Annotated in this window: 16 protein-coding genes; 4 read left to right on the top strand and 12 right to left on the bottom strand. The window is 52.8% G+C overall.

What is annotated here, in order from left to right:
• The first annotated feature begins 53 nt into the window (after positions 1-53).
• Together K0I31_RS09030 and K0I31_RS09035 are read left to right on the top strand one after the other, a co-directional pair.
• Positions 54-1,364: a hypothetical protein gene (locus tag K0I31_RS09030; RefSeq protein WP_220080595.1), complete on the top strand. Its 1,311-nt coding sequence runs from the start codon at positions 54-56 to the stop codon at positions 1,362-1,364.
• A 917-nt stretch (positions 1,365-2,281) separates the two neighbouring features.
• Complete coding sequence (locus K0I31_RS09035) at positions 2,282-6,052, top strand: DNA replication protein (RefSeq protein WP_220080596.1); 3,771 nt, start codon at positions 2,282-2,284, stop codon at positions 6,050-6,052.
• 462 nt (positions 6,053-6,514) lie between these two features.
• On the opposite strand, the gene K0I31_RS09040 is transcribed toward K0I31_RS09035, so the two are convergent.
• The 12 genes from K0I31_RS09040 to hyaA all read right to left on the bottom strand — a co-directional run bounded on the left by K0I31_RS09040 (position 6,515) and on the right by hyaA (position 18,644).
• Positions 6,515-6,679, bottom strand: a complete 165-nt coding sequence (locus tag K0I31_RS09040; protein ID WP_181006099.1) for a hypothetical protein — start codon at positions 6,677-6,679, stop codon at positions 6,515-6,517.
• Between the two features lie 25 nt (positions 6,680-6,704).
• Complete coding sequence (hypA, locus tag K0I31_RS09045) at positions 6,705-7,055, bottom strand: hydrogenase/urease nickel incorporation protein HypA (protein WP_160793163.1); 351 nt, start codon at positions 7,053-7,055, stop codon at positions 6,705-6,707.
• Complete coding sequence (hypE, locus tag K0I31_RS09050; protein WP_220080597.1) at positions 7,055-8,065, bottom strand: hydrogenase expression/formation protein HypE; 1,011 nt, start codon at positions 8,063-8,065, stop codon at positions 7,055-7,057. Before hypE ends, hypA begins: the two co-directional genes overlap by 1 nt.
• Before the next feature lie 2 nt (positions 8,066-8,067).
• Positions 8,068-9,183 (bottom strand): hydrogenase formation protein HypD, encoded by a 1,116-nt coding sequence (gene hypD, locus K0I31_RS09055; protein WP_220080598.1) that lies wholly within the window; start codon positions 9,181-9,183, stop codon positions 8,068-8,070.
• The gene (locus tag K0I31_RS09060; RefSeq protein WP_220045013.1) at positions 9,180-9,428 is read right to left on the bottom strand and encodes a HypC/HybG/HupF family hydrogenase formation chaperone; all 249 of its coding nucleotides are present in this window, start codon (positions 9,426-9,428) and stop codon (positions 9,180-9,182) included. Before K0I31_RS09060 ends, hypD begins: the two co-directional genes overlap by 4 nt.
• Positions 9,429-9,430: 2 nt before the next feature.
• Positions 9,431-10,249, bottom strand: coding sequence for a hydrogenase nickel incorporation protein HypB (gene hypB, locus K0I31_RS09065; RefSeq protein ID WP_220080599.1), 819 nt, complete (start codon positions 10,247-10,249; stop codon positions 9,431-9,433).
• A gap of 151 nt (positions 10,250-10,400) precedes the next feature.
• A complete protein-coding gene (gene hypF, locus K0I31_RS09070; protein WP_220080600.1) occupies positions 10,401-12,770 on the bottom strand; it encodes a carbamoyltransferase HypF in 2,370 nt (789 codons plus the stop codon).
• 1 nt (position 12,771) lies between these two features.
• A complete protein-coding gene (locus K0I31_RS09075; protein ID WP_220080601.1) occupies positions 12,772-14,559 on the bottom strand; it encodes a NiFe hydrogenase in 1,788 nt (595 codons plus the stop codon).
• The gene (locus K0I31_RS09080) at positions 14,540-15,103 is read right to left on the bottom strand and encodes a HyaD/HybD family hydrogenase maturation endopeptidase (RefSeq protein ID WP_144198992.1); all 564 of its coding nucleotides are present in this window, start codon (positions 15,101-15,103) and stop codon (positions 14,540-14,542) included. The genes K0I31_RS09075 and K0I31_RS09080 overlap by 20 nt, the downstream gene beginning before the upstream one ends.
• Before the next feature lie 11 nt (positions 15,104-15,114).
• Positions 15,115-15,786: a Ni/Fe-hydrogenase, b-type cytochrome subunit gene (cybH, locus tag K0I31_RS09085; RefSeq protein ID WP_220080602.1), complete on the bottom strand. Its 672-nt coding sequence runs from the start codon at positions 15,784-15,786 to the stop codon at positions 15,115-15,117.
• Positions 15,787-15,796: 10 nt separating this feature from the next.
• Positions 15,797-17,503 (bottom strand): nickel-dependent hydrogenase large subunit, encoded by a 1,707-nt coding sequence (gene hyaB / locus K0I31_RS09090; protein ID WP_220045016.1) that lies wholly within the window; start codon positions 17,501-17,503, stop codon positions 15,797-15,799.
• A 4-nt stretch (positions 17,504-17,507) separates the two neighbouring features.
• A complete protein-coding gene (hyaA, locus tag K0I31_RS09095) occupies positions 17,508-18,644 on the bottom strand; it encodes a nickel-dependent hydrogenase small subunit (protein ID WP_220080603.1) in 1,137 nt (378 codons plus the stop codon).
• A gap of 342 nt (positions 18,645-18,986) precedes the next feature.
• Between hyaA and K0I31_RS09100 the strand changes: the two genes are divergently transcribed.
• Both K0I31_RS09100 and hrpA read left to right on the top strand, forming a co-directional pair.
• Positions 18,987-19,403, top strand: a complete 417-nt coding sequence (locus K0I31_RS09100; RefSeq protein ID WP_011865564.1) for a CBS domain-containing protein — start codon at positions 18,987-18,989, stop codon at positions 19,401-19,403.
• Between the two features lie 156 nt (positions 19,404-19,559).
• Positions 19,560-23,447 (top strand): ATP-dependent RNA helicase HrpA, encoded by a 3,888-nt coding sequence (gene hrpA, locus K0I31_RS09105; RefSeq protein ID WP_220080604.1) that lies wholly within the window; start codon positions 19,560-19,562, stop codon positions 23,445-23,447.
• Positions 23,448-23,526: the final 79 nt, after the last annotated feature.

Below are 23,526 nucleotides of genomic sequence, written 5' to 3' on the forward strand. Positions count from 1 at the left end.
ACGCTCCGACTGCGCGACTGACGGCAATGGAATCGTCTAACGTGCCCGGCCGAATGGAACTCGATGGTAGTTTTTCCGTTGCAAGCGGTGAGAGAAAACTGGTTGCTCATACTTACACGGTAAAAAACCTGGATACGGGCGAAACCGTCTATGGGCCGGTTACCATTGATGGTGGGCCTAACCGGGGCCCGCTGAAAGTCCACCCCTACGCCGATACCGCCTCAACCAATGGTGTCAAAGACGTTTCGGGGAACTACCAGGCGACGCTCACCGTCATGGACGATGTGGGCCAGATGCACACCGCAGTGACAAATTTCGAACTGGGTGGAGCGGTTTCGTATGCTATCGAGGACTGCGATGCAACCTGTTCTCTTGCCTCCGGCAATTCAAACCAGGTGGTTTGCAGCCTAAATACCAGCTGTAATCAAGCGGTTTTCTGGACCAACATTGCAACCCAGGCAAGTCCCCTCAACAGCGCCATAGACGAGAATACAACCTTATGGATACAGGCAATCGGCGCCGGAGGCGGTAACGGCACTAACAATTCAGTAGGCGGCGGGTCGGGAGAAGGCGGCAAAGGAGGCTTTGCCCAGATGGTAACCACAGGCACCGAGTATGGAAATATTTTCGGAAACGCGATTTTCTACTACTACTTGGGACAAGCGGGAAGTCACGATAGCAGCGGAGGGGCCGGAGGCGCTGGCACGATCGTGACAAGCTTTGAGCCGGACGGCTCCCTGCCGCACAACGAGATAGTTCTGATCGCCGGCGGCGGTGGTGGTGGTGGCGAGGGCAGCGCCTTCTACAGCGGGTCCATGCAAGGCGGCGGCGGTGGCAACGGCGGCTTCGCGTATTCAAGCCAAGTTGGCAAATCGGCAACCGGCGTAGGTGCAAACGCGTTTTACGATGGCCTGCCATCTTTGGATGGGTCTTGGTTCACCAATACCAACGGCATGGGCGGGGGCGGAACCGATTGCACGGAAGGCGTGGCCTGCGGGGGCGATGGCCATAATGGCGGGTATCAGGGTTTTGGCGGAGCGTCGGGAGGTTCGGGTTCTGAAGGGTCAAAGGGCTGGATAAACGCTGGCCCCAATCTGGCGGTTAATGCCGGCAAAGGTGGTGAGGGCGGTAACCCGGCCACCTGCGGCGGTGGCGGCGGTGGCGGCGGCTATGGTGGTGGCGGCAGCGGTACCGTATATGGCACGGACGCTTCTGGTGGGGACGATTACCGATGCTATGGCGGGGGCGGTGGTGGTAGTTACGCGATGCCTTCAACCAGGACGGACAGCAAGGCCCCGACTTCCTATGCAGGAAACTCCGGAAACGGTGAAGTGCTTTTCATCTTCAACACCAATCCCTCATAGAAGGTGCCAGATACATGCTTGCTTGAAAAACATCAAGACTAGCAAGTCGACTAAAGTCGTTTGAGTCTTTTGTCAAAAGCAACTAATAAATAAAGTGTCGCGTAGCCGACACTTTATTTGCCTGCTTAACAAGCCCGTCGCTTTATAAAGTAAATTGCGCAGATGCGTACAGGAAGGAGGAGCGCTCGCCACTGATTGACAGGCGAGCGCCGCCATAAAACCTATGAGCTAATGCTCTCAAACAACAAAGTCGTCTGCTTGCTTTCCCCCAATTTGAAGTTATCCGAAGCAGACTGTTTCGATAGCAATCCCTAATTCGATACTGTTTAAATGCTTTAGAACGACTACTTTAAACCGTTTATGCCCCATTGCGTGTTGGCCTTGGAATGAAGATTTGGCGACATGATCATTAATTAAATGGGTTGAAGGTCGTACCTTTATCGCCTTCTAACGCCTGCCCGGCGGGGGTATGTGCAGATACGTCTGTGACTCGCTGTGCGCCATCCCTGGCCGCTCTACGGTTTCACCCCTGAAACCGAAGGTCACAGCCGTATCTGCACTCGGTATCCAACGTCTCTTTGATTTAACCTCACTGAATTTTCCCTAATACAAGCTATTATTTTTCGATAAAAAAACAGGAAAAGATGTGACATGACATGTTGAATGCTAGCTATAAGATAGATTAAAGTATGACCAATTAAGGACAGAGCTAGGTCAACTCGAATCTAACATCGACTACGCCATTCAGGGAATGAAAAAGCCAAACACATGCGCCAATCACCTCCTTTAGAAGATTACTCTGAACCTACTTATTTACATGCTTGGTCTCCTACCTTACAAGGTCTCACTAAAAGTTGTTATAGGGCATTCAGACCCAGCTACCTAATTTTTAGAATTTATGTCCATACAGAGGGATTATGGGAAGTCAAAACCAAATAAAGTCTAAGTTGCTTGAAATGGAAGGCGGAAAATTTCAAAGACTCTGTGATGATTGGCTGCATCGAAAGGGGTATGAAAATATAAACCCAATCGGAATGATGGATATTACCGATAGGGTGGTTAAAGGCACACCCGACTGTTTGTTAATGCAGGCAAATGGAAAATATATTTTTTCAGAATATACCGTTCAACAGGAACGTCTAGCCAACAAACTAAAAGATGACATTGAAAAGTGCTTTGACGAAAATAAAACAAGTATTCCAGTAGATAAAATCAGTGAAATGATCATATGCTATCTGGGTAAACTATCAACGGAAGAAATCAACCAACTCAGGACTCTTTGCTACGATAGAGGAGTAATGTTAACTCTTAATGGACTTGATTCAATTTCATTAAGTATTAAAAATTCCTATCCCGTCTTGTCGGAAACTTATTTAGATTTACCTTTAGATACTGGCCAATTGTTGAGCGTTGATGATTTTGTCGAGAGGTACTGTAGGAGTAACTTTACAACGTCTATAGACAATGAATTGCTGTTCTGTGACGATTTGTTGAGTAATGCGGTTCGAACACTGGAATCATCAAACTTCTTGCTTGTATCAGGTGCAGCCGGATTAGGGAAAACACTATTTTCAGTCACTTTGGCAAAACGAATTCAGAAAGAGAATGAAAACACCAATGTTATTTGTCTTTTTGATAAGGGCGCAGACCTAATAAGGGATATTACAGCGTACTTTAGTGAGCCTGGTGATTATTTGATTTTTGTTGATGATGCTAACAGATTGGATAACAGGCTTGACTATATTCTTCATTATCTAACAGAGAAAGATGGAAGCCGAAGTTTTCGCATCGTTGCCACGGTGAGAGATTATGCGCGAACTTCTGTAATCGAAAAAGTTAGCAAATATACTGAGCTTCATGAGCAGGTTATTACGCGGTTAACCGACGAACAAATTAAAGAACTGGCTGAATCAATATTTGGAATTAAGAATGGGGAGTATAAAAAACGGATACAAGAAATATCCTGCGGCAATCCGCGATTGGCTGTGATGGCATCAAAAGTTGCCATAGAGACAAATCAAATACAATCCATTCAAAATGTCACTTCCTTGTATAGCGATTACTTTGGCGAAAATGAAAACGTAAAACTTGTTCTTGAAGATGAAAGGCTAGTTCTCGCGGCTTGTGCCATTTCGTTTTTTAGAAAGATTGACAAACTTAATGAACAACAAATGGGGATGGTAGAGAACTCTTTCGGCATACAGGCTGAGGAGTTTTGGGAACTTGTTGATATCTTGCATAAAAGTGAGTTGGTGGATTTGTATGAAAATGAAGTGGTAAAAATATCCGACCAAGTTTTATCTACCTACCTTTTTTATATAGCCGTCTTTGAAAAAAAGACAATACCATTTTCATCAATTGTTAAGGACTTCTATCCAGACTATACCGGGACTATTGTTGATTCACTTAATCCTATCATTAGTGCATTTGACCAAAGGAAAGTTGTTGCTGGCATCAGAAGTGAGGTTAAAGACATATTTGAAAAGTATTCTGAAAATGAGAATGTCGATAAATCAATAGAGTTTTTAAGCACTTTTTGGTTTGCTTTACCAACAGAGGCTTTGGTTTTTTCATCAAAGGTTATTAACGGAATGCCTGACGTTGATATTGATTGGAAAGGTGAAAGTTATGAAGAGGCTAATAACGAGGCAGATAAATCATCTTTAATCAGTTTGCTGACAAGTTTTAGGTTTTATGATGAGCAAGAGTTTAAAATGTCTTTTGAATTGCTGCTTCTATATCTTGCTAAAAGTAAGGTGTCCCTTGGCTTTGTAATACGAGCACTGTCAGAACGTTACAATTTTAAGCCTAATGATTGTCGATACGGCTATTTTGTACAATCGTTCATTGTTGATAAGTTGATAGAGCAAATGGACAAAGGGGAGAACTACTTATTTAGTCGGCTTTTTATTTTAACGGCTAGCTACCTGCTAAAAATTGAGCACAGCGAGCATCAGTGGTCTAGCGGTGATGCAATAAACATTATAAAATTTAGGCTATCTCCTGATGAATACCTACTCGCTTTAAGAGATAAGATTATCTCAAATTTATCTTTTTTAATGGATAAGGATGAGTTTCAACCTTTCGTTGTTGACGTAATTAAAGAGTACATAGGTAGAGCAAGATATGAAGGCGCGGATATGGCTGAGGCTGATCTTCCTTTTTTTGAACGATATTTTGTTAAAAAGTTAGACAAAGATAATTTGTCTCACTGCATGATGATGAAAGACTATTGTGAGCACCTTGAATCTTTGGAATTGAACTATCCAATAGAATGGAAAGAAGAGTTCTTTAATGAAACGCTAGAACTTTCAAACTTACTTCTTGAAGATAGGCATGAACGGCGCATGCTTGAAATGGGTTATGAGGAATACAATCAATACCGCCATCAGTGTTTAGTTAAGCATTTCAAGGGTATTTCAATAGCAAATTTCATTGATTTCATTGATAGGTGTAAAGAATTGAATAGTGCTTTGTCAGGTAGAGATAGGAACTACTCCTTAAAAAATGGAATTGAAATGAGTCTTCGTGCAATCGCTGATTCAGTACCAGAACTCTTTCCTGATATTGTATCTAGTTACATGGATTATGATGACTCTTTTGAAGTAAACCCTCATTTCATAGTAACCGACCTGTTTAAGTCTCAATCGAGCGAAGATGTTTTCTTATTGTTAAACAGCAAAGAATATCGATGGAAGAAACTATGGTTATCTACTTATTTTGCATTATTACCAGAGGAGTCCATTGTTGATAATGACGCGAACTTATTAATAGAGCATATCAGTACCACTCCAAGCAATGAATTGCGAGGTTGGCTAGATTATTTGGATAAGTATAAACATGTTGACGATGCTATATATTGCAAAATTGTCAGAGTTCTAACGGATAAATCCAGTGAAGATGCTAACTATGCAAGATCACTAGAGTACCTATTTAGCAGTCAATGCAGTATATTTGGCAATTGGTTTGAAGTATTTGAGCCAGACGAGGAATTGGTTTTTGATGCGTACTTAGCCGCCTGCAGTCTAGGGTGCTACTGGGATTATTCTGGCGACACTTTAAAGCATCTTTTGGATAGACGGTTCGAGTTTTTATATAAGTTGATCGATAAAATATATGAAAAGGAAAGATGGCCTGGTTTGCACACAGATATGCCAGAGTTAAATTTTTTGTGGGAAAGAGAGGGCTACCTCGAAGAAATTGAAGAATACGCGAAATACCTTCAGAGTAAAGATGAACATTCTTTCAGGTATAGAGAAAACATATTCACTAAGTTATTCACTAAAGAAAAAGGGAAAGCTGAATCGGAAGAAGTGGTTCAGAAAAAACATGGTTTTTTCCGTAATGCCGTCAAGAAAAATGCAACGGATATTAAATTTATGTGCTTTTTATTTAATTCTGCAAAATACCTTGGTGAAGAATTTAGGCGGGAAATATTAGGTTTGTTTCTTAGTGAAAATGATAACTTTCAGGACTTTCAAGCGTTAGACTATGAACTAACTACTTGGTCGTGGTCAGGAAGTCGAGTTCCCATCTTGGAGCGAGAAAGGAATTTTCTTGAAAGTTTGCTGCCGCTTTTTAATTCCATTAAGTTTCTTGAGCATAAATCCTATGTAGAGATACAAATTGAGGATAAATTAAAATCTATTGAATATGAAAAGAAGAGAGATTATCTGGAAAGCAGATAGCTTGATATGTAGTGAAAGAACGCTGCCCTATAACAAGTTGCTGTACGCGGATGAATTACTCGCCGCGCTCCTAATTTACCGGTGAGCAAGGCGTTGTCCCATAGAAATTTCTATCCGAAACTGACAAGTTAGAGTTAAGGCTTTAACTCAAAAATGTCCAAAAATGAGTTGAGTAGTAGGAAGCTTTTAAGGTTTTCGGATGCAGCGCTAAAAAAGTGTCTGTTCGAGTCGTTTAGCCGGATTTAAGTTTATTGGTGAGAGAGGGCGCGGGCTGCTAGCTCGTGGTTGGGTGAGCAGTGGATGATTTGCTGAAGCCTGTTTGCCAACTCACAGTGTTGGCCGTCAAAGCGTGCTTATGTAAAGCGTGTTCACGTAAAGCAAGTTTTCGCTGGGCGACGCGAGACAGCGCCAGACTCGGTTTGGAGTCTGTCGCTGTCGGTGGATTTTACGCTAAGGCTTGGCTTATGAGCGCTTCTTCCACAGCATGACGCCGGCGACGATGATCACTAGCGCTATGATGGGGAGTAGGTCGTTGAGGTGGTGGAACAGACCTATGCCATTGTGTCCTGGGTGTGCCCAAGCCGCTGCAGGAAGAAGGCTAGCGAGTAGTAGTGAGGCTTTTTTCATTGTAATACTCCATATATGTTTGGTTTTATTCATCGGTTTCTAGCTCTAGTTGCATCAGCAGCAATTCTTCCCCTTCGATGATGCGGGTCTCATAGCTGTGACAACTAGGACAAATGACACTTCGTTCCTTGATGGTATGAGTGCTTTGGCAAGCCTGGCACTCGAGCACCAATTCCTGATGTAGAATTTCCAGCTCCGCCTCTCTGGCGCGTCCCTCCAGCTTGAAGGTCTCAAACGCGGTCGCCAGTAGGGCGGGTTCGACGCCGCTGAGGACGCCGATCTTTATCACCACCTTAGTGATCCTGCTCGCCTGATTGGCGATGGCGTGTTGTTCACACTGTTCCAGCAGGGCGGTGACAATCGAATACTCGTGCATTAACAGATCCTTGGCAGTAGTTCACCCTGGGGCAGATCGAGGTAGCGGCTACTGCCCCATGGTGTCTTGAGCACCACTTTGCCTGGATGAGTCTCTTCCACATGACCTATGATGGCCGCCTGCTGGCAGTGGCCGTAGCGCTGGATGATCTCCAGTGCGCCTTCGGCGATTTCACCCGGCACCGCCAGGATAAAGGTGCCTTCGTTGGCCAGGTCGTGGGGCTCGAAGCCATAGAGTTCACACAGGCCCTTCACTTCGTCACACACGGGGATCTTGCTCTCCTCGACATTGATGCCGACATCGGAGGCGCTGGCCCATTCGTTGAGTACCGCCGCCAGGCCGCCACGGGTGGCGTCGCGCATGGCGTGCACCTCTATGTTGCAGGCGATCAGCTGCTCGACCACGGGCCAGAGGTTGGCGCAGTCGCTGACCAGCTCAGATTCCAGGGTGAGTCCCTCGCGGGCCATCAAGATGGCGGCGCCGTGACGACCGATATCGCCTGAGACGATAATGGCATCGCCGGGACGTAGGTTTTTCACCGAGATCTGCGGTTTTAATACGCGGCCGACCCCGGAGGTGTTGATAAACAGACCATCGGCGCAGCCCTTAGGCACGACTTTGGTATCGCCACAGACGATGCGGGTGCCGCTCTTGTGTAGCTCCTCGGCCATGCTATCGACGATGGTTTTCAGATCCTTGATGGCAAAGCCTTCTTCTATGATGAAGCTGCAGCTCAGGTATTGGGGCTCGGCGCCCATCATGGCCAGATCGTTGACCGTGCCCGCGATGGCAAGTTTGCCTATGTTGCCACCGGCAAAAAACAGCGGCGACACGGTGAAGGAGTCTGTGGTGAAGGCGGCCTGCCCCTCGAAGTGGAGCAGGGCGGCGTCTTCTTCACTCGCCAAAATCGGGTTGTTGAAGGCCTTGAAGAAGATAGACTTGATCAGTCGGTTCATCTCCTTGCCGCCACCGCCGTGACTGAGTTGTACGGTTTTTTCGTTGTCGGCCATGATTAGACTCCGTTATAGCGGTAATAGGCGTTGCAGGCGCCTTCCGAGCTGACCATGCAGCTGCCGAGGGGCGTCTCTGGGGTGCAGCCGCGACCGAAGACCTTACAGTCTTTCGGCTTGGCGATGCCTCTTAGGATGTCGCCGCACTGGCAGGCCTTGTGATCGTCGATATCGGCCACATCCAGCTTGTCGCGATAGATCACCTCGGCGTCGCGGTGGGCAAATTCGGGCCTTAGCATCAGCGCCGACTCATTCAGCGGTCCCAGACCGCGCCAGCGAAAATGCGGCCTGACGGTGAGGTACTGATTGACCTTTTGCTGGGCGTGGACGTTGCCTTCCTCGCTCACGGCGCGGCTGTACTGTACGTCCAGCTCGGCGACCCCTTCGACCTTCTGCTTGACGATGCGCAGGATAGATTCCATCACATCTACAGGCTCGAAGCCGGAGACCACTACGGGCGTGCCGTATTGGGTCACGGCGGGGCGGTAGAGCTTGGCGCCGGCGATCACGCTCACGTGAGCCGGGCCGATAAAGGCATTCACCTTGGCCTGGGGATCGGCCATCACGGCGTCTATGGCAGGTGGCACCAGCACATGGTTGATATGAAACAGCAGGTTATCAAGCCCTTGTTTCTCGGCCTGCTCGATAAGCACTGCGGTCATGGGGGTCGAGGTCTCGAACCCTATGGCGAAGAAGATCACCTGTTTGTCCGGGTTCTCCTTGGCGATGGTCAGGGCATCCAAGGGATCGTAGAGCGGGCGGATATCGCAGCCCTTGGCCCTGAATTCGGCCAGACTGCCTTTTGAGCCGGGTACGCGGATCATATCCCCCAGGGTCACCAGGATCACATCGGGCTGAGAGGCCAGGATAGCGGCGTGATCGATGCGCTCCTTGGGCATGACACACACGGGGCAGCCTGGGCCGTGGACAAATTCTATGTTGTCAGGCAGCAGTTGGTTGAGGCCATATTTCATGATGGTGTGGGTATGACCGCCGCACACCTCCATGATGTAGATGTTGCCCTCATGCTTGGCGGCGTGCAGGGCGATCTCCTTAGCCAGGTTGTGTATGGTTTCAGGATCTCTAAAGCCCTGATACAGCTGTTTTAGCTCTATCATGCCTGGGCCTCCTGCTCATTCATCTTGGCGACGATCTCCTGATATAGGGCCAGGCTCTGCTCGGCGTCGGCCTTGTCTATCTTGTTCATCACGAAGCCGATATGGATCAGCACATAGTCGTCGAGGGCCAGTGGCTCCTCCATCAGATGGCTGCTGACCTTACGCTTGACCCCCAGGGTCTCGACCGTTACGGCCTGCTCCTCGGGGTGGAGTTCTACAATTCTTGAGGGGATAGATAGGCACATATTTATTGGCTCCTGTGGGCGTTTAGCCAGTCGACCACGGCGCGCATGCTGTCGCGATCCTTGATGGAGGTGGTGATCACTTCGGCCTCTGGATTGAGGCGTTTCACCTGGGCCTTGGCTTCCTCGACGCTGAAATCGAAGTGTGGCAGCAGGTCGGCCTTGGTGATCAACACCAGATCTGCCTTGCGGAACATCACAGGGTATTTCTCTATCTTGTCATCGCCTTCGGGCACAGACACCAGCACTATGTTGAAGTGGGTGCCCACATCGTAGGAGGCGGGGCAGACCAGGTTGCCGACGTTCTCCACGAAGCAGATATCCAGGGCCGCCAGATCCACATGATGTAGGGCATCGTGCACCATGAAGGCGTCCAGGTGACAGGCTGAGCCGGTCTGGATCTGAAAGGCGGGAATGCCCTTGGCGGTGAGGCGGTCGGCATCGCGGGAGGTCTCTAAATCGCCTTCGACCACGCCATAGTTAAGGTCTGTGTACTCCTTGAGATGTTCGAGCAGTGTGGTCTTTCCACTGCCCGGGCTGCTCATCAGGTTGAAGGCGGTGATATTGTGGGCCTCGAAGTGGGCACGGTTGTGGGCCGCTTCGTGATCGTTCTTGTCGAGGATCTTATGGATGACAGACAGTGTCTTCTTGTCGTTGAGCTGGGGATTGCTACGCAGGGTGCCGTGGTCGTGATGATGCCCGTGGCTGTGCTCATGACCGTGCGCGTGGCTATGCTCGTGATCATGCTCATGGCTGTGGTGATGGTCGTGATCATGGCTATGATGGTGATCTCGAGTGATAGAGCAGCCGCAGTCTTTACACATAATGAACTCCAAAAAATCTAAGGCGTTAATGCCATTTTGCGCTAGGGGCCCGGTGACTTCATTGACCCGGGTCAGTTTTAGGCAAAATCCTGTTAATCAAATTGGCTCAAGTGCTTATCGCTGGGCGATATAGGGCGCGGCTTAAGCCGAGTTAATGCTTGTGTATGGCGTACCAGAGTTGCCCCAGGGCAATGCCGCCATCGTTAACCGGTACCTGGTGCGAATCGAGCACCTTAATCTTAGCCATCTCTAGGCGTTTACGTGTCTCGCTGAGTAGATAGCGGTTTTGAAACACGCCGCCGCAGAGCGCCACGTCGAAGCCGCTATGCTCGATGGCGCAGTCGGTGACCGCCTGGGCCAGGGCGTTCATAAAGCCGCGGGCGATAAGGCTTATGCCTTCGGGTTTGTGTTGCCATTTGAGCAGGGCATCGACCATCTGCGCCCAGAGCGCTTCCAGCTGCCATACGCCGTTTTTCTCACTCAGGCTAAAGGCCAGATCCGCCGCCGCGAGCTCGCTTTCTAACTGGGCCTCGCTGACCTCATTGGCCTTGGCCTCGATCAACATGCCGGCCTGACCCTCAAACTGGGTGGTCTGCATCAGGCCCAGCAGGCAGGCGGTGGCGTCAAACAGACGGCCGATGGAGCTGGTCATCTGAATCGCAACGCCTTTCTGCCACAGGGTATGCAGGTTGCCGATGAGGCTGGCTGGCAGTCCCTCGAGTGCAGCCAGTGGCAGCGCCTTAATCTCTTCAAGCGAGTAGCGCTGAAACAGCAGCGCCAGCATGATGCGGCGCGGGTCTTTAATCGCCTGCTCGCCGCCGATCAGCGCCATTGGGCTTAGATGGGCGACGCGCTGGAAACCTGAGATATCGGCTAGCATGGCTTCGCCGCCCCAGAGCTGGCGCTCATCCCCGAGGCCCGTGCCATCGAAGCTGAAACCCAGCACCTTGTCGACTCTCTGATTGACGGCCATGACGCTGAGGATATGGGCGTAGTGGTGCTGCACCTGAGTGTAGGCGATGGCCTGCGCATCCTTTTGGTTTTGGGCCCAGATGGTCGAGGCGTAGTCGGGATGCTTGTCGCTCACCAGGTGTTTGGGGCTGAACTGGTACAGACGCTTAAAGGTCGCCAAGGTGTCGATAAAATATTGCTCCGCCTCCAGGCTGAAGAGATCGCCTATGTGTGGGCTGAGTACCAGGTTGTGATCGAAGCCGAAGGCGATGCTGTTCTTCTGCTGGGCGCCCACGGCCAGCGTCTCTTGGGGGACTTCTTCTGGCAGCGCCAGGGTCAGCGGCGCATAGCCCCGGGCCAGACGGATCACCTGCAGCTTGTCATCCACCATCTGCACCACGCTGTCGTCACAGCCGTTGAGGATCTCGCGGTTATGATCTAGCACGGCATCGACCACTTCGCCGAGGCGCTCGAAGATCTGCTCGCCGTGCGTGATGATGGGCTCGCCGCTGCGGTTGGCACTGGTGGCCACGAGCGGGCGGTTTAGCCTGCTGAGCAGCAACTGATGCAGCGGCGTGTAGGGCAGAAACAGCCCGAGTCTGTCGATACCGGGGGCCACGGCCGGGCTTAGTTTGTCGCTGCTCAGCGCATCGCTACTGGATTCATCTTTGTTGAGCACCTTTTGCAGCAGGGTGATGGGCCGCTCGGCGCTTTGCAGTAGTTGCCACTCGGCATCGCTGCCGCAGGCCAGTGTCTTGGCCATGTTGAGCGAGGCGCACATCACGGCGAAGGGCTTGGCCGGGCGCTGCTTACGGTATCTCAGCTGCATTACCGCCTCATCATTGGTGGCATCGCACACCAGATGAAAGCCGCCGAGCCCCTTGATGGCCAGGGTCTTGCCCTGGGCTAGCAGCTCGACGGCTAGGTCCAGCGCGGCGTTCTTCTCTGCCAGTGGTATTTGCTGCGCATCTAACAGGCTGAGCTGTGGACCACAATCCGGGCAGCTCACCGGCTGGGCGTGGTAGCGCCTGTCGAGTGGATTCTGATAGGCGGCCGCGCAGGCATCACACATGGCAAATTCGGCCATGGCGGTGTTGGGCCTGTCATAGGGCAGGGCGCGGATCAGGGTATATCTGGGGCCGCAGTTAGTGCAGTTGGTAAAAGGGTATTGGTAGTGACGGTTGCCGGGATCCATGATCTCATCGAGACACTCCTGGCAACTGCTCTTGTCGCTGGAGACGGCCACCACCGCCTTGGCATCCGCCTGGCTGTGTACTATCTCGAAGCTGTCGCACGCTTCAAGCGGCAGTTCTGTCTGGCTCAGGCTGTCGATGCGGGCAAGTGGCGGCGGCGTCTGGGTCAGGGCCTTGACAATGGCGCTAATCGCCGCATCGCTGCCTTGCAGCTCTACCGTCACCCCCTTGCTGTGGTTGAAGGTCAGGCCCAGCAGACCAAGCTCAGTCGCCCAGCGGTAGACGAAGGGGCGAAAACCGACCCCCTGAACAATACCTGTGATGTCCAGCTTGACTCGCTTGGTCGCCTCTATTGACGCTTGCAGCTTGGCAGACATGTTATAGCCTGCGTTTCTTCAGCAGCAGGGCGCCGATAGCATGGTTGTTGCCATCGATCTCCAGCAGCTGGTTGTGTTTGAGCGGGAAGTTCTTGCCGACCCTTAGTGCGACGCGCTGACACAGCAGGGGGTTAACCCATTCGCTACCGGCCAGGGCTACCGATTTGACCCCAAGGTTGAGATCCAGATGCTCAATCCAGTTCGCCAGATAGTCGGCGAAGGAGTCGTGCATGCCAAAGGCCAGTTTCTGGCTGTCTCTGTCGTCGGCCAGACGGAAGCTGATCAGGCTGCCCAGCGTCTTGCACCAGTTGAGGCTGCGATAGGCTTCGCCGCGGGTGAGCGGGTAGTCGATGCGCGGCGAGTTGCTGCCGCGATGGGCCATGGCGGCGGCCATCAGGGAGTCGTTGAGATCGCCAACGCTTAAGGAGCGGCTCTCGAGGCCCAGGATCACCGCGCCTACCGCCCAGAGGGCGCTGAGGCTGTGGCGCTCATTGGGGAGCTTAAGGTCCAGCAGCCTGAGATAATCTTCGGGGTAGCGTTGCTTAAACTTCTCCAGCACCTTGCGCTGAGGGCTCTGCTCCAGCTGATGATAGATCTCATAGCCGTTTTCAGGGAGTTCCGGCAGGGCGAAGAAACGCTCGGCCTCGGACTTGCCGTCTAAGGTGTAGATCTGTCCGCCATGATCACGGCTGAGGTAGATGATGGCGCTGTTCTTATCAAGGCCATGCTCGAGATTCACGCTGTGCAGGGCGCAGAGGGCCAGGTCATCATCGCCCAAGATAGCCGGCGTCATGGCGCCGTGGCGACCTTTGACGTCACTGCCTTGTTCCAGCAGGTAGTGGCCGCCCTGTTTATCGCTGTGACTGGCGTAGTAATAGGTGTCATTGCCCGCCAGCAGCACTGTGTCATGTAGCGGCTGCTTGGGCGAGTCGATGCGCAGGCTGTTTGGCGCATTCGTGTGTACCTCGGCCCATTGGCCGTCGATATAGGCTAGTGCCTCGCCCTGGGCAGGATCCGTGAGATAGACCCAATCTGTGCCGTGCTGGCGCAGATGCTCGGCTAGGATCACCAAGAGACGATTGTAGGCGAAGCAGAGATCGTAAAGCGGCTGGGCGAGCTTTGGATGATCTTTGATGGGCCGCACGCAGATGAGCGGCTTCTCTATGCTCGACAGCGCCAACACCTGAGGATCGCTGAGGTGGAACTGGGCATTTAAAGTGTTGGGATTACAGATAAGCAGGCGAGGGCGCTGACTGTATTTATTGGGACTGCTTACATCGGGATTGTTGTCAATCGGGCTCAGGCTCAGGTGAATGCCGCCCGCCAGGTCGAGTTCGCCCTGGGTCATCAGGCGCTGATACATGGCCTGAATGTCGCCAGCGGTCAGGCCGCGATAGTCTTGATGGATGCGGCGCTCGCCGTGGCAACAGTCGCAGGCAAGATCCAGCTGGCCAAATTCTGGCGCCTGATTATCACCAAAGTGCGGCGCGCACTGCTGACAAAACTCCTGCACCAGTGGCTGGGTCGCCAAAGGGGCTTTGCTGCCGGTCGGCGCATCGATCAGGGCGATGCGGGAATCGGTGAGCCATACGGAGATCAGAAAATCCTGGGCGATATCATCGGCCAGGGCTTCCAGCTCGCTCTGTTTGCCCTCGGCCTCGATAAAATAGGCGCCGCCCTGGTAACCGACATGGATATTTAGTTCACCATAATTTAGGTATCGGTTACATAAATGCGCGTAAAGCGGCACCTGCCGTGAGCAGGTAAATTCAAATTTGATTGTCTTCATCTAGGGTTACACCGCGCTTATAAGAATCTGGAATGAGCGTTTCAATAGCCAAGTCGTTGATCCGTTCGATCTCGAATCCGAGGGACTTGAAATGGGTGAGTATTGTCGTTTCCATCAGGGGAACGGCGGCGGCGACACGCGGGGTGAGCCCCAGTGTCATAGGTTCGAGTACGGTTGGCGTGCAGCCAAGTACGAAAGTTTTAGGTCTGTCTCCGACCATCTCCATCATGGTCAATGTTTGTAACATCTCCACCTCGTGTGCGCTTCCTTGCCAATCGATTTCGCTGGGAGCCTTGTCGAAATCGAAAAAATAGACCTCTCCTGGTCCGACGCCGTGGGCGTTGACCGTATCTACCACCACAAGATAGTCGTATTTACAGATAATGGGAATTAGCCCTTGGGCTAAGGTGCCACCATCCATCACATCGAGTTGATGCGACGGATGGCTAAAGCGATAGTTTTCTTGCAGGTAATTGACAAAATGTACGCCGATCCCTTCATCGGCGTACAGCACATTACCAATACCGAGTAACAGTATTTTCATGGCGCCCTTATTTAGTGCTTCTTAGGATGGTAGTCATAGCCAGAGACGATGGAATCTACCGAATTATGTTTAAATCTGATGCCGGTCCAAACCGCCATGTAGACGTGGATCACCACAAAGATAATAAACACCCAAGTAAAGTAATGGTGCCAGATCCTCAGTTGGGCCAGGCCGCCCATTGCGCCGGTCAACCAGGCCGCAAAGTCGCCTAACATGCCGCCAAGGCCGAGATGATAGACGTTGGCGTACAGTGCCAGGCCTGTGATGCAGATAAGCGCTGCGATCACTGATACGGCAAAGTAGGTGACAAACTGCAAGGGACCATATACACCTTTCTTGTCCAGGTGTCCCATCCAGAGATAGGACTTAAGCTGCACTATCCAGCTGTTGACACTGGCGACATCCTTAAAGGAGCGCCGCTCTATGTCGCTCTTGCTGAAGAAGAACAGATAGGCCCTGGCAAGCGTGATGGCACACAGCACGAAGCCGAAGATCAGGTGGGCAAATCTAACCCACCCCTGTACCAACACATCCGTGCTGCTCGGCGCCACCAAAAACGGCCAGGCAATATAGAAGCCTGTGATGACAAGAACCAGTATGGAGAGCGCTCGCAACCAGTGAAAAATCCTGATCGCGGCGCTGAAGATAAAGGCTCTCTCATAGGGTACATTGGTTGTAGCCATGAGTTGCTCCTTAGTTATTGCCGTTTGGGTCGATACGGAACTCACCCAGATCTTGGCCCTTATAGTCCATCACGTGTACCGAACAGGCCATACATGGGTCGAACGAGTGGATGATACGTATCACTTCCAGTGGTTTGGTTGGGTCTTCCAGCTTGAGGCCCAATAGGGAAGCCTCATAGGGACCAACCTTACCGGCCGCGTCCACAGGGCCTGCGTTCCAGGTCGTAGGTACCACAGCTTGATAGTTCTCCACCAGACCGTTCTTGATGCGGATCCAATGGCTGAGCATGCCGCGCGGCGCCTCGATCATGGCGTGACCCACATACTCTTTGCTTGGGTCGATCTCAGGCTTCACATAGGTCGCCTCATCCACAAGCAGGTTGTTGATCAGGGCATCGAAGGTCTTAAGACCCTGCTCGGCCACGATAACGGTTTGCAGCATGCGCGCCGCGGTGCGGCCAAGTGTAGTAAACAGGGCTTCAACTGGCAGGCCAGTGGCCTCCAGCAGACCGTTCACCGCATCGACCACCACCTTGTTGCCGCGAGCATAGCTGACCAGCAGGCTAGAGAGTGGCCCCACCTCGACTGGCTCACCTTGATAGCGAGGTGATTTCACCCAGCTGTACTTGCCGTCGCCATCCAGTGTCGGCAGCTTGCCGTAGACTGTGTCGCGCTCCACGAAGCCTGTGTAGTTAGGGATTGTGGTGCCGTCATATGGATGCTGTGGTTCGCTTGCGTCATACCAGGCGTGGCTCACATCTTCCTTGATCAGATCTGGGTTGATGTCGGTGACATTGGCCAGATCGCCATTCATGATCACACCCTGGTCGAACATGTACTGACCGTCGGCGAGGACGAAGTCGTTGGTCGCCAGGAAGTTCTTCACGTTGACGCCGCCCAGCACGCTAGGCTCGCCGCCGAAAGCTTCGGCCGCCATGACGATATCCGCCTTATAGGCGCGGTTGATAAAGTCGGCCACGATGGCGTGTTTCTGTTTCCACTCCTGCAGACGGGCAGGGCTTAACATGTCACGCACCGAGGTAACGCCACCAACTACCAGTGACTGAGGATGCGGCTGCTTACCGCCGAAGATGGCCAGCATCTCGGCCGCAACGCGCTGTACTTCCAGTGCCTTGAGGTAGTGAGACAGGGCGATTAGGTTCTGCTCAGGGGTAAACTTATAGGTGCCGTTGCCCCAGTAAGCGTTGGCGAAGGGGCCAAGTTTACCGGTTTCGACGAAGCCCTTGACGCGCTCTTGTACCGCGCGCAGCTCACCCTCGCCGGCGGCGATTGGGTTGTGGGTATATTTCAGCGCCACCTGTGCGGCGGCGGCCGGATCGGCACTCAGCGCAGAGACCACATCCACCCAGTCCAGGCCGTGGAGGTGATAGAAGTGCACTATGTGGTCATGCATGTAGAGCGAGGTTTGCATGAGCGAGCGCAGATACTTGGCGTTCAGTGGGATCTTCACCCCTAAGGCGTTCTCAACCGCCTCGGTACCACAGCGATAGTGCGAATAGGTACAGACACCACAGATACGTTGAACGATAAGGCCCACATCCATCGGAGTGCGTCCCTTGAGGATCACCTCGATGCCACGCCAAAGGGTGGAGGAGGACCAGGCTTTTTGAACAACATTATTTTCGTCGACTTCGACCTCGATGCGCAGATGGCCTTCGATTCGAGTGATAGGGTCGATAACTACACGTTTGCTCATTGAATTAGTCCTCCTTCGAATTGGCAAATACGCTGGCAACAGCATGAGCGCCGATACCTACAGCTGTGGCACCCAAGATCACTGCGCCGACGGTATCGGCCGTTGCGTCCAGCCCATGAAGGAGCTGTCTGCCAAGGGGTTTTTCAAAGTCGGCCATGTCGTCCCAGAAGTTAGGCTCGGAGCAGCCCATACATCCGTGACCCGCAAGTACCGGCCAACTGGTGTGGTGATTGAATCTTTCTGTGGGGCAGTTGTTATAGGTATAAGGCCCTTTACATCCCACTTTATAGAGGCAGTAGCCCTCTTTCGCGCCTTCATCGCCAAACTGCTCGACAAATTCGCCGGCATCGAAGCGACCGCGACGTTCACAGTTGTCGTGTACCCGTGCGCCGTAGGCCCACTTAGGACGGTTGAACATATCCAGCGCAGGCAGTTTGCCGAACATGATGAAATACATCAGGGTGCCGACAATGTTCTTCTCACTCGGTGGGCAGCCACCTAAGTTAACCACTGTCTTATTCACTACCTTATCGACGCCCTTGGCACCGGTTGGGTTAGGAGCGGCGGCCTGTACACCACCGAAGGAGGCACAGGTACCGACAGAGACGATCGCCGCGGCGCCTTCGGCCGCATGCTTGATGATCTCAAGGCCGGTGTGACCCTTACAGCCAACGGTGAGGAAGGCACCATTGTTGGCGGTAGGGATAGCACCCTCTACGGCCAGCAGGTAGTTACCCTTGTAGGTTTCCAGTGCGTGTTCCAGGTTTTCTTCGGCTTGCCAACCGGCGGCGGCCATCAGGGTTTCATGGTATTCCAATGAAACATGGTCGAAGATCAGCGAGTCGAGGTTAGGGGTGTCTGCACGCACCAGAGATTCGGAGCAGCCGGTACATTCGGCCATGTGCAACCAGATCAGTGGTACGCGATCCGCCAACTCGGCGGCTTCAGCAACCAGTGTGCTAAAGGGAAGCGGCAACGCCAGCATGGCGGTGACGGCGGCGCTCCATTTCATAAAGTCTCGGCGGGTAATGCCATGCTTTTCCATCTTGTCTTGCAATGTCTGAGCATGACGAGGCGCCAAGCGACGTAACTCTTCGAGGCGTGCTTGGCCTTGTTGATATAAGGCGGCATGTGTGTCCATGGTTAACCCTTTGTTTTCATTTTGATGCGAAAATGTAGTGGCACGATTCAGTAACTTAGTTTAGGCCTCAAATTCCGTGCGAATGTTGATGTATGTCAACATTTATAAACCTTGTGATCCGCAAGGGCATTCCACCTTCTATAGCTATGAGCTGGATCAAGTTTATTTAAAAACATGGGTCAAAATGTCCCACTTTTTGGCGGCATTTGATCCGCTTCAAACTTTATGCCTGTTGCATAAATGTTTGTTTTGTATGCTTATAAATAAAGTTGGTTAAAACTTCGGCTTTTTAGACCAACCTTAATTACACTTAAGGTGCGGACACGATTAAGGAGTCAGAATATGGAATCGATGAAAGTCGTTGATTATATGGATCGCCAGCCGGTGTTATTACAGGCAGACATGACACTGGCGGCCGCGGTCGAGAAGCTGCTCTCACAAAAAAAACTAGGCGCAGCCGTGGTCGATGCACAGGGTCATTTGGTGGGGTTTTTGTCGCAACAAGATTGTTTAGCCGTGATGCTTAAGAGTACCTATCACTGCGATCTCACCGCCAACGTGAGTGACTGCATGCGCACCGATGTGCTTACCGTCAGCAAGGATGAGCCCATCATCAGTTTGGCGGAGCAGATGCTGCTGCCCAAGCCTAAGATCTATCCTGTGATCGACCAGGGCAGGGTGGTCGGCATCATAGACAGAAATGCCGTATTGAGGGCGATCAACACCTCCATGCAGGAGTGTTATCTTAAACCTGCCTAAGTCAATGCTTATGTTCACCTTTTTATCGGCAAGCACCACACGGCAAAACTGATAATCAGGTGAACAAATTCACCCGCTAGAGGCGATTTTCCATATCAAAATGGCGCGTTCCTTGGTAGGATCCCTGCTTTGTGTTTTGCTATATGGGTTTTTCCTTTGAATTCGCCACGTCACCCTCTGTCTCATGCCTTCCTCAACCAGTGTTTTCAGGTCGATGCCTCTCGCATCAAGCGCCGCCTTCATAGACTGAAAAACCAAGCCGATGGCGAGCAGAAAGATGAGGCGCTGGCCCAGCTAGAAGAGCAGGCCATTGCCGCCGCTGCTAAGGTGGAGAGTCGTAGGCAGAATCGCCCCGAGATCAACTATCCCGACGCCTTGCCCGTGTCGCAAAAGCGCGGCGAGATAGCCGAGGCGATCGCAAACAACCAGGTGGTGATAGTGGCCGGTGAAACCGGCTCGGGTAAGACGACTCAGCTGCCGAAGATCTGTCTCGAGCTTGGCCTGGGCACCCGCGGCCTGATAGGCCACACCCAGCCAAGACGACTGGCCGCTCGCAGCGTGGCGACCCGTGTGGCCGAGGAACTCAATAGCCCACTGGGCGAGGTGGTGGGCTTTAAGGTGCGTTTCGCCGATGCCATCAAGCCGACCTCTTACATCAAGCTGATGACAGACGGTATCTTGCTGGCGGAGCTGAGTTCAGACAAATACCTGGATCAGTACGACACCATCATTATCGATGAGGCCCACGAGCGAAGCCTGAATATCGACTTCATCCTGGGTTACCTCAAGAGCGTGCTCAAGCGCCGTCCGGATCTTAAGGTGATCATCACCTCGGCCACCATAGACGTGGAGAGATTCTCCAAGCATTTCAACAATGCGCCCGTGATCGAGGTGTCGGGCCGTACCTATCCGGTGGAGACCCGCTACCGTCCGCTAGTAGGCGAGCAAGATGAAGACTTAGATCTCACCGATGGCATCTTTGCCGCGGTAGAGGAGCTGATGGCCGAGGGGCCGGGGGACATCCTCATCTTCCTCAACGGCGAACGTGAGATCCGTGACCTGGCGGACCAGCTCAACAAACAGCAGTACCGAGATACCGAGGTTTTACCCCTTTATGCGCGCCTCTCCTATGGTGAGCAGTCCAAGGTATTTAAGAGTCATCGCGGACGCCGCATAGTGCTGGCCACCAACGTGGCGGAAACCTCCTTGACGGTTCCCGGCATCAAGTATGTGATCGACCCAGGCACGGCGCGCATCAGCCGTTACAGCTATCGCACTAAGGTGCAGCGCCTGCCTATTGAGCCTATCTCCCAGGCGAGCGCCAACCAGCGTCAGGGCCGTTGTGGCCGTGTGGCGCCGGGGATCTGTATTCGTCTCTACGATGAGACGGACTTTAACAACCGCCCCGAGTTTACCGATCCCGAGATCCTAAGAACCAACCTGGCCTCTGTCATTTTGCAGATGCTCTCCATCGGCCTTGGCGACATCGAAGGTTTCCCCTTCATTCAGCCGCCCGATGCCCGCTATATCCGTGATGGTTTCCTGCTGCTGGAAGAACTGCAGTCGGTGCGCAAACACAAGGGGCAGTTGCAACTTACGCCGCTTGGCCGTCAGTTGGCGAGTATCCCTGTGGATCCGCGCCTGGCGCGCATGGTGGTGCAGGCCAAGGAATATGGCTGCCTGCATGAAACCTTGGTGATCACCGCAGGCTTGTCGATCCAAGATCCCCGCGAGCGCCCAATGGATAAGAAGCAGGCCGCCGATGAGGCCCACAGACGCTTCAACGACAAGGACTCTGACTTCATCGCCTGGGTCAAGCTGTGGGATCACATCAAGGAGCAGCAGAAAGCCCTGTCCGCGAGTCAGTTCCGCAAGCTGTGTAAGCAGGAGTTTCTGGCGTACCTACGGGTGCGAGAATGGCAGGATCTCTATACTCAGCTTCGACAAGCGGTGCACGACCTTAAGTGGAAGCTCAACAGCGAGCCCGCCGATTATGAGCTGCTGCACAAGTCCTTGCTGACCGGCCTGCTGAGTCATATCGGTTTCAAGGATAAGGACAACGAGTATCTGGGGGCGCGCAACCGCAAGTTCTTCGTCTTCCCCGGCTCGCCGCTCGCCAAGAAGGGGCCTAAGTGGATCATGGCCGCCGAGATGACCGAGACCTCGCGTCTGTTTGCCCGCTGCTGCGCCAAGATCCAGCCGGAATGGGTCGAGCCTCTGGCCGGCCATCTGGTGAAGAAAAGCTATGTAGAGCCCCATTTCGAGGCCAAGCAGGGCAGTGTGGTGGCGCTGGAAAACCAACAGCTCTATGGCCTGACCATAGTCAATCGCCGCCGGGTGCAGTATGGCCCGGTGGAGTCGGTGGAGGCCCGCGAGATCTTTATTCGCAGCGCCCTGGCCGAAGGGGAGCTGCGCACCAAGGAGGCGTTTTTCGTCAACAACCGTGCGCTTATCGACGATATCGAGGCGCTGGAGCACAAGTCCCGCCGCCGCGACATCTTGGTGGACGAGCAGGCGCTGGTGGATTTCTATGAGACGCGCATCCCGGAAGGGATCTACAACGCGCCTAAGTTGCTGACCTGGTGGAAGCAGGAGAAGAAGCGTCAGCCCCATCTGCTGGACTTTGAACGTGAGCAGCTGATGAAGCGCAGCGACGAGCATGTCTCGGCGCTGGACTTCCCCGACAACTGGCATCAGGGCAACTTTAACCTGCCCCTGAGTTATCACTTCGAGCCGGCGGATGTAGATGACGGCGTATCTGTGCATCTTCCCGTCGCGCTGCTGAATCAAATCGAGGCCCAGGGCTTCGACTGGTTGGTGCCGGGACTCAGGGAAGAGAAGATCACCGCGCTGATCAAGTCCCTGCCTAAGACACTGAGACGTAACTTCGTGCCGGCGCCGGATTATGCCAGGGCCTGCTTACAGGCGATGGCTAATACTAATAGCAGTAGTGAGACGAGCCTGCTGGAGGCCATGTGTAAGCAACTGCTGCGCATGAGCGGCGTGCGTATTTCGGTCGATGATTTCGACCTCTCGCAGCTCGCGCCCCATCTGCTGATCAACTTCAAGGTGGAAGATGACAAGGGCAAGTTAATCGCTCAGGGCAGGGAGCTTGAGCAGCTAAAAGATAAACTTCAGGGCAGGGTAACCCAGGCGATTCGCAACGTCGCCGAGAGCGGTATAGAGCAAAGCGATCTGACTCAGTGGAGCTTTGGCGACCTGCCCAAACAGTATGAGAAGAAGCGGGGTAACTTCCAGGTGAAGGCCTTCCCCGCGCTGGTGGACAACAAAGACAGCGTGGCCATCAAGCTGTTTGATGATGAGCACGAGGCCGGCCGCTGTCACAAGGAGGGTCTGCAGCGTCTCTTGCTGCTCAACATGCCATCTCCGGTGAAGCACCTGCAGAACACCCTGCCCAACAAGGCCAAGTTGGCCATGTACTTCAACCCCTTTGGCCAGGTGCAGTATCTGATCGACGATATCCTGTCGGCGGCGGTGCAGCAGCTGCTGGATGAGAAGGGCTTAGATGTGCGCAGCGCCGAGCAGTTCGAGCAGGCAAAAGATGTGGTGCGTCAGGATCTCAACCCCACGGCGGCCAAGATCGCCCTGCAGGTGGAGGAGATCTTGACTCTGTATCAGAAGGTGAAGAAGCGCCTCAAGGGCAAGATCAGCCTGGATATCGCCTTCGCCATGAGTGACATTCAGACCCAGTTGGATAACCTGGTGTTTAAGGGCTTTGTCGAGCAGTGCGGTTGGCAGCGACTTTCTGATTTAATCAGGTATATCAAGGCGATAGATAATCGTTTAGATAAGCTGCCCGTGGATCCTAACCGTGACCGTCTGCACCTGCATAGCATCAATAATGTGCAACAGACCCTGGCAGCCCAGCTGGCCAAGGTGCCCCGCAGCGCGGCGGTGCCCGAGGCGCTGCAAGAGGCTCGCTGGATGATAGAGGAGTATCGCGTCTCCTGTTTCGCCCAGGTGTTAGGTACCGCCTATCCCATCTCGGAGAAGCGTATCCTCAACCGCATCGCCGAAGCCTGATTATTGTCATAAAGACTGAAGAAGCACCCGCAACGGGTGCTTTTTTTTACCCCACTAAATCCCCCTCTACCCCCATCGA

The organism is Shewanella spartinae (assembly GCF_019457555.1).
Lineage (GTDB): Bacteria > Pseudomonadota > Gammaproteobacteria > Enterobacterales > Shewanellaceae > Shewanella > Shewanella loihica.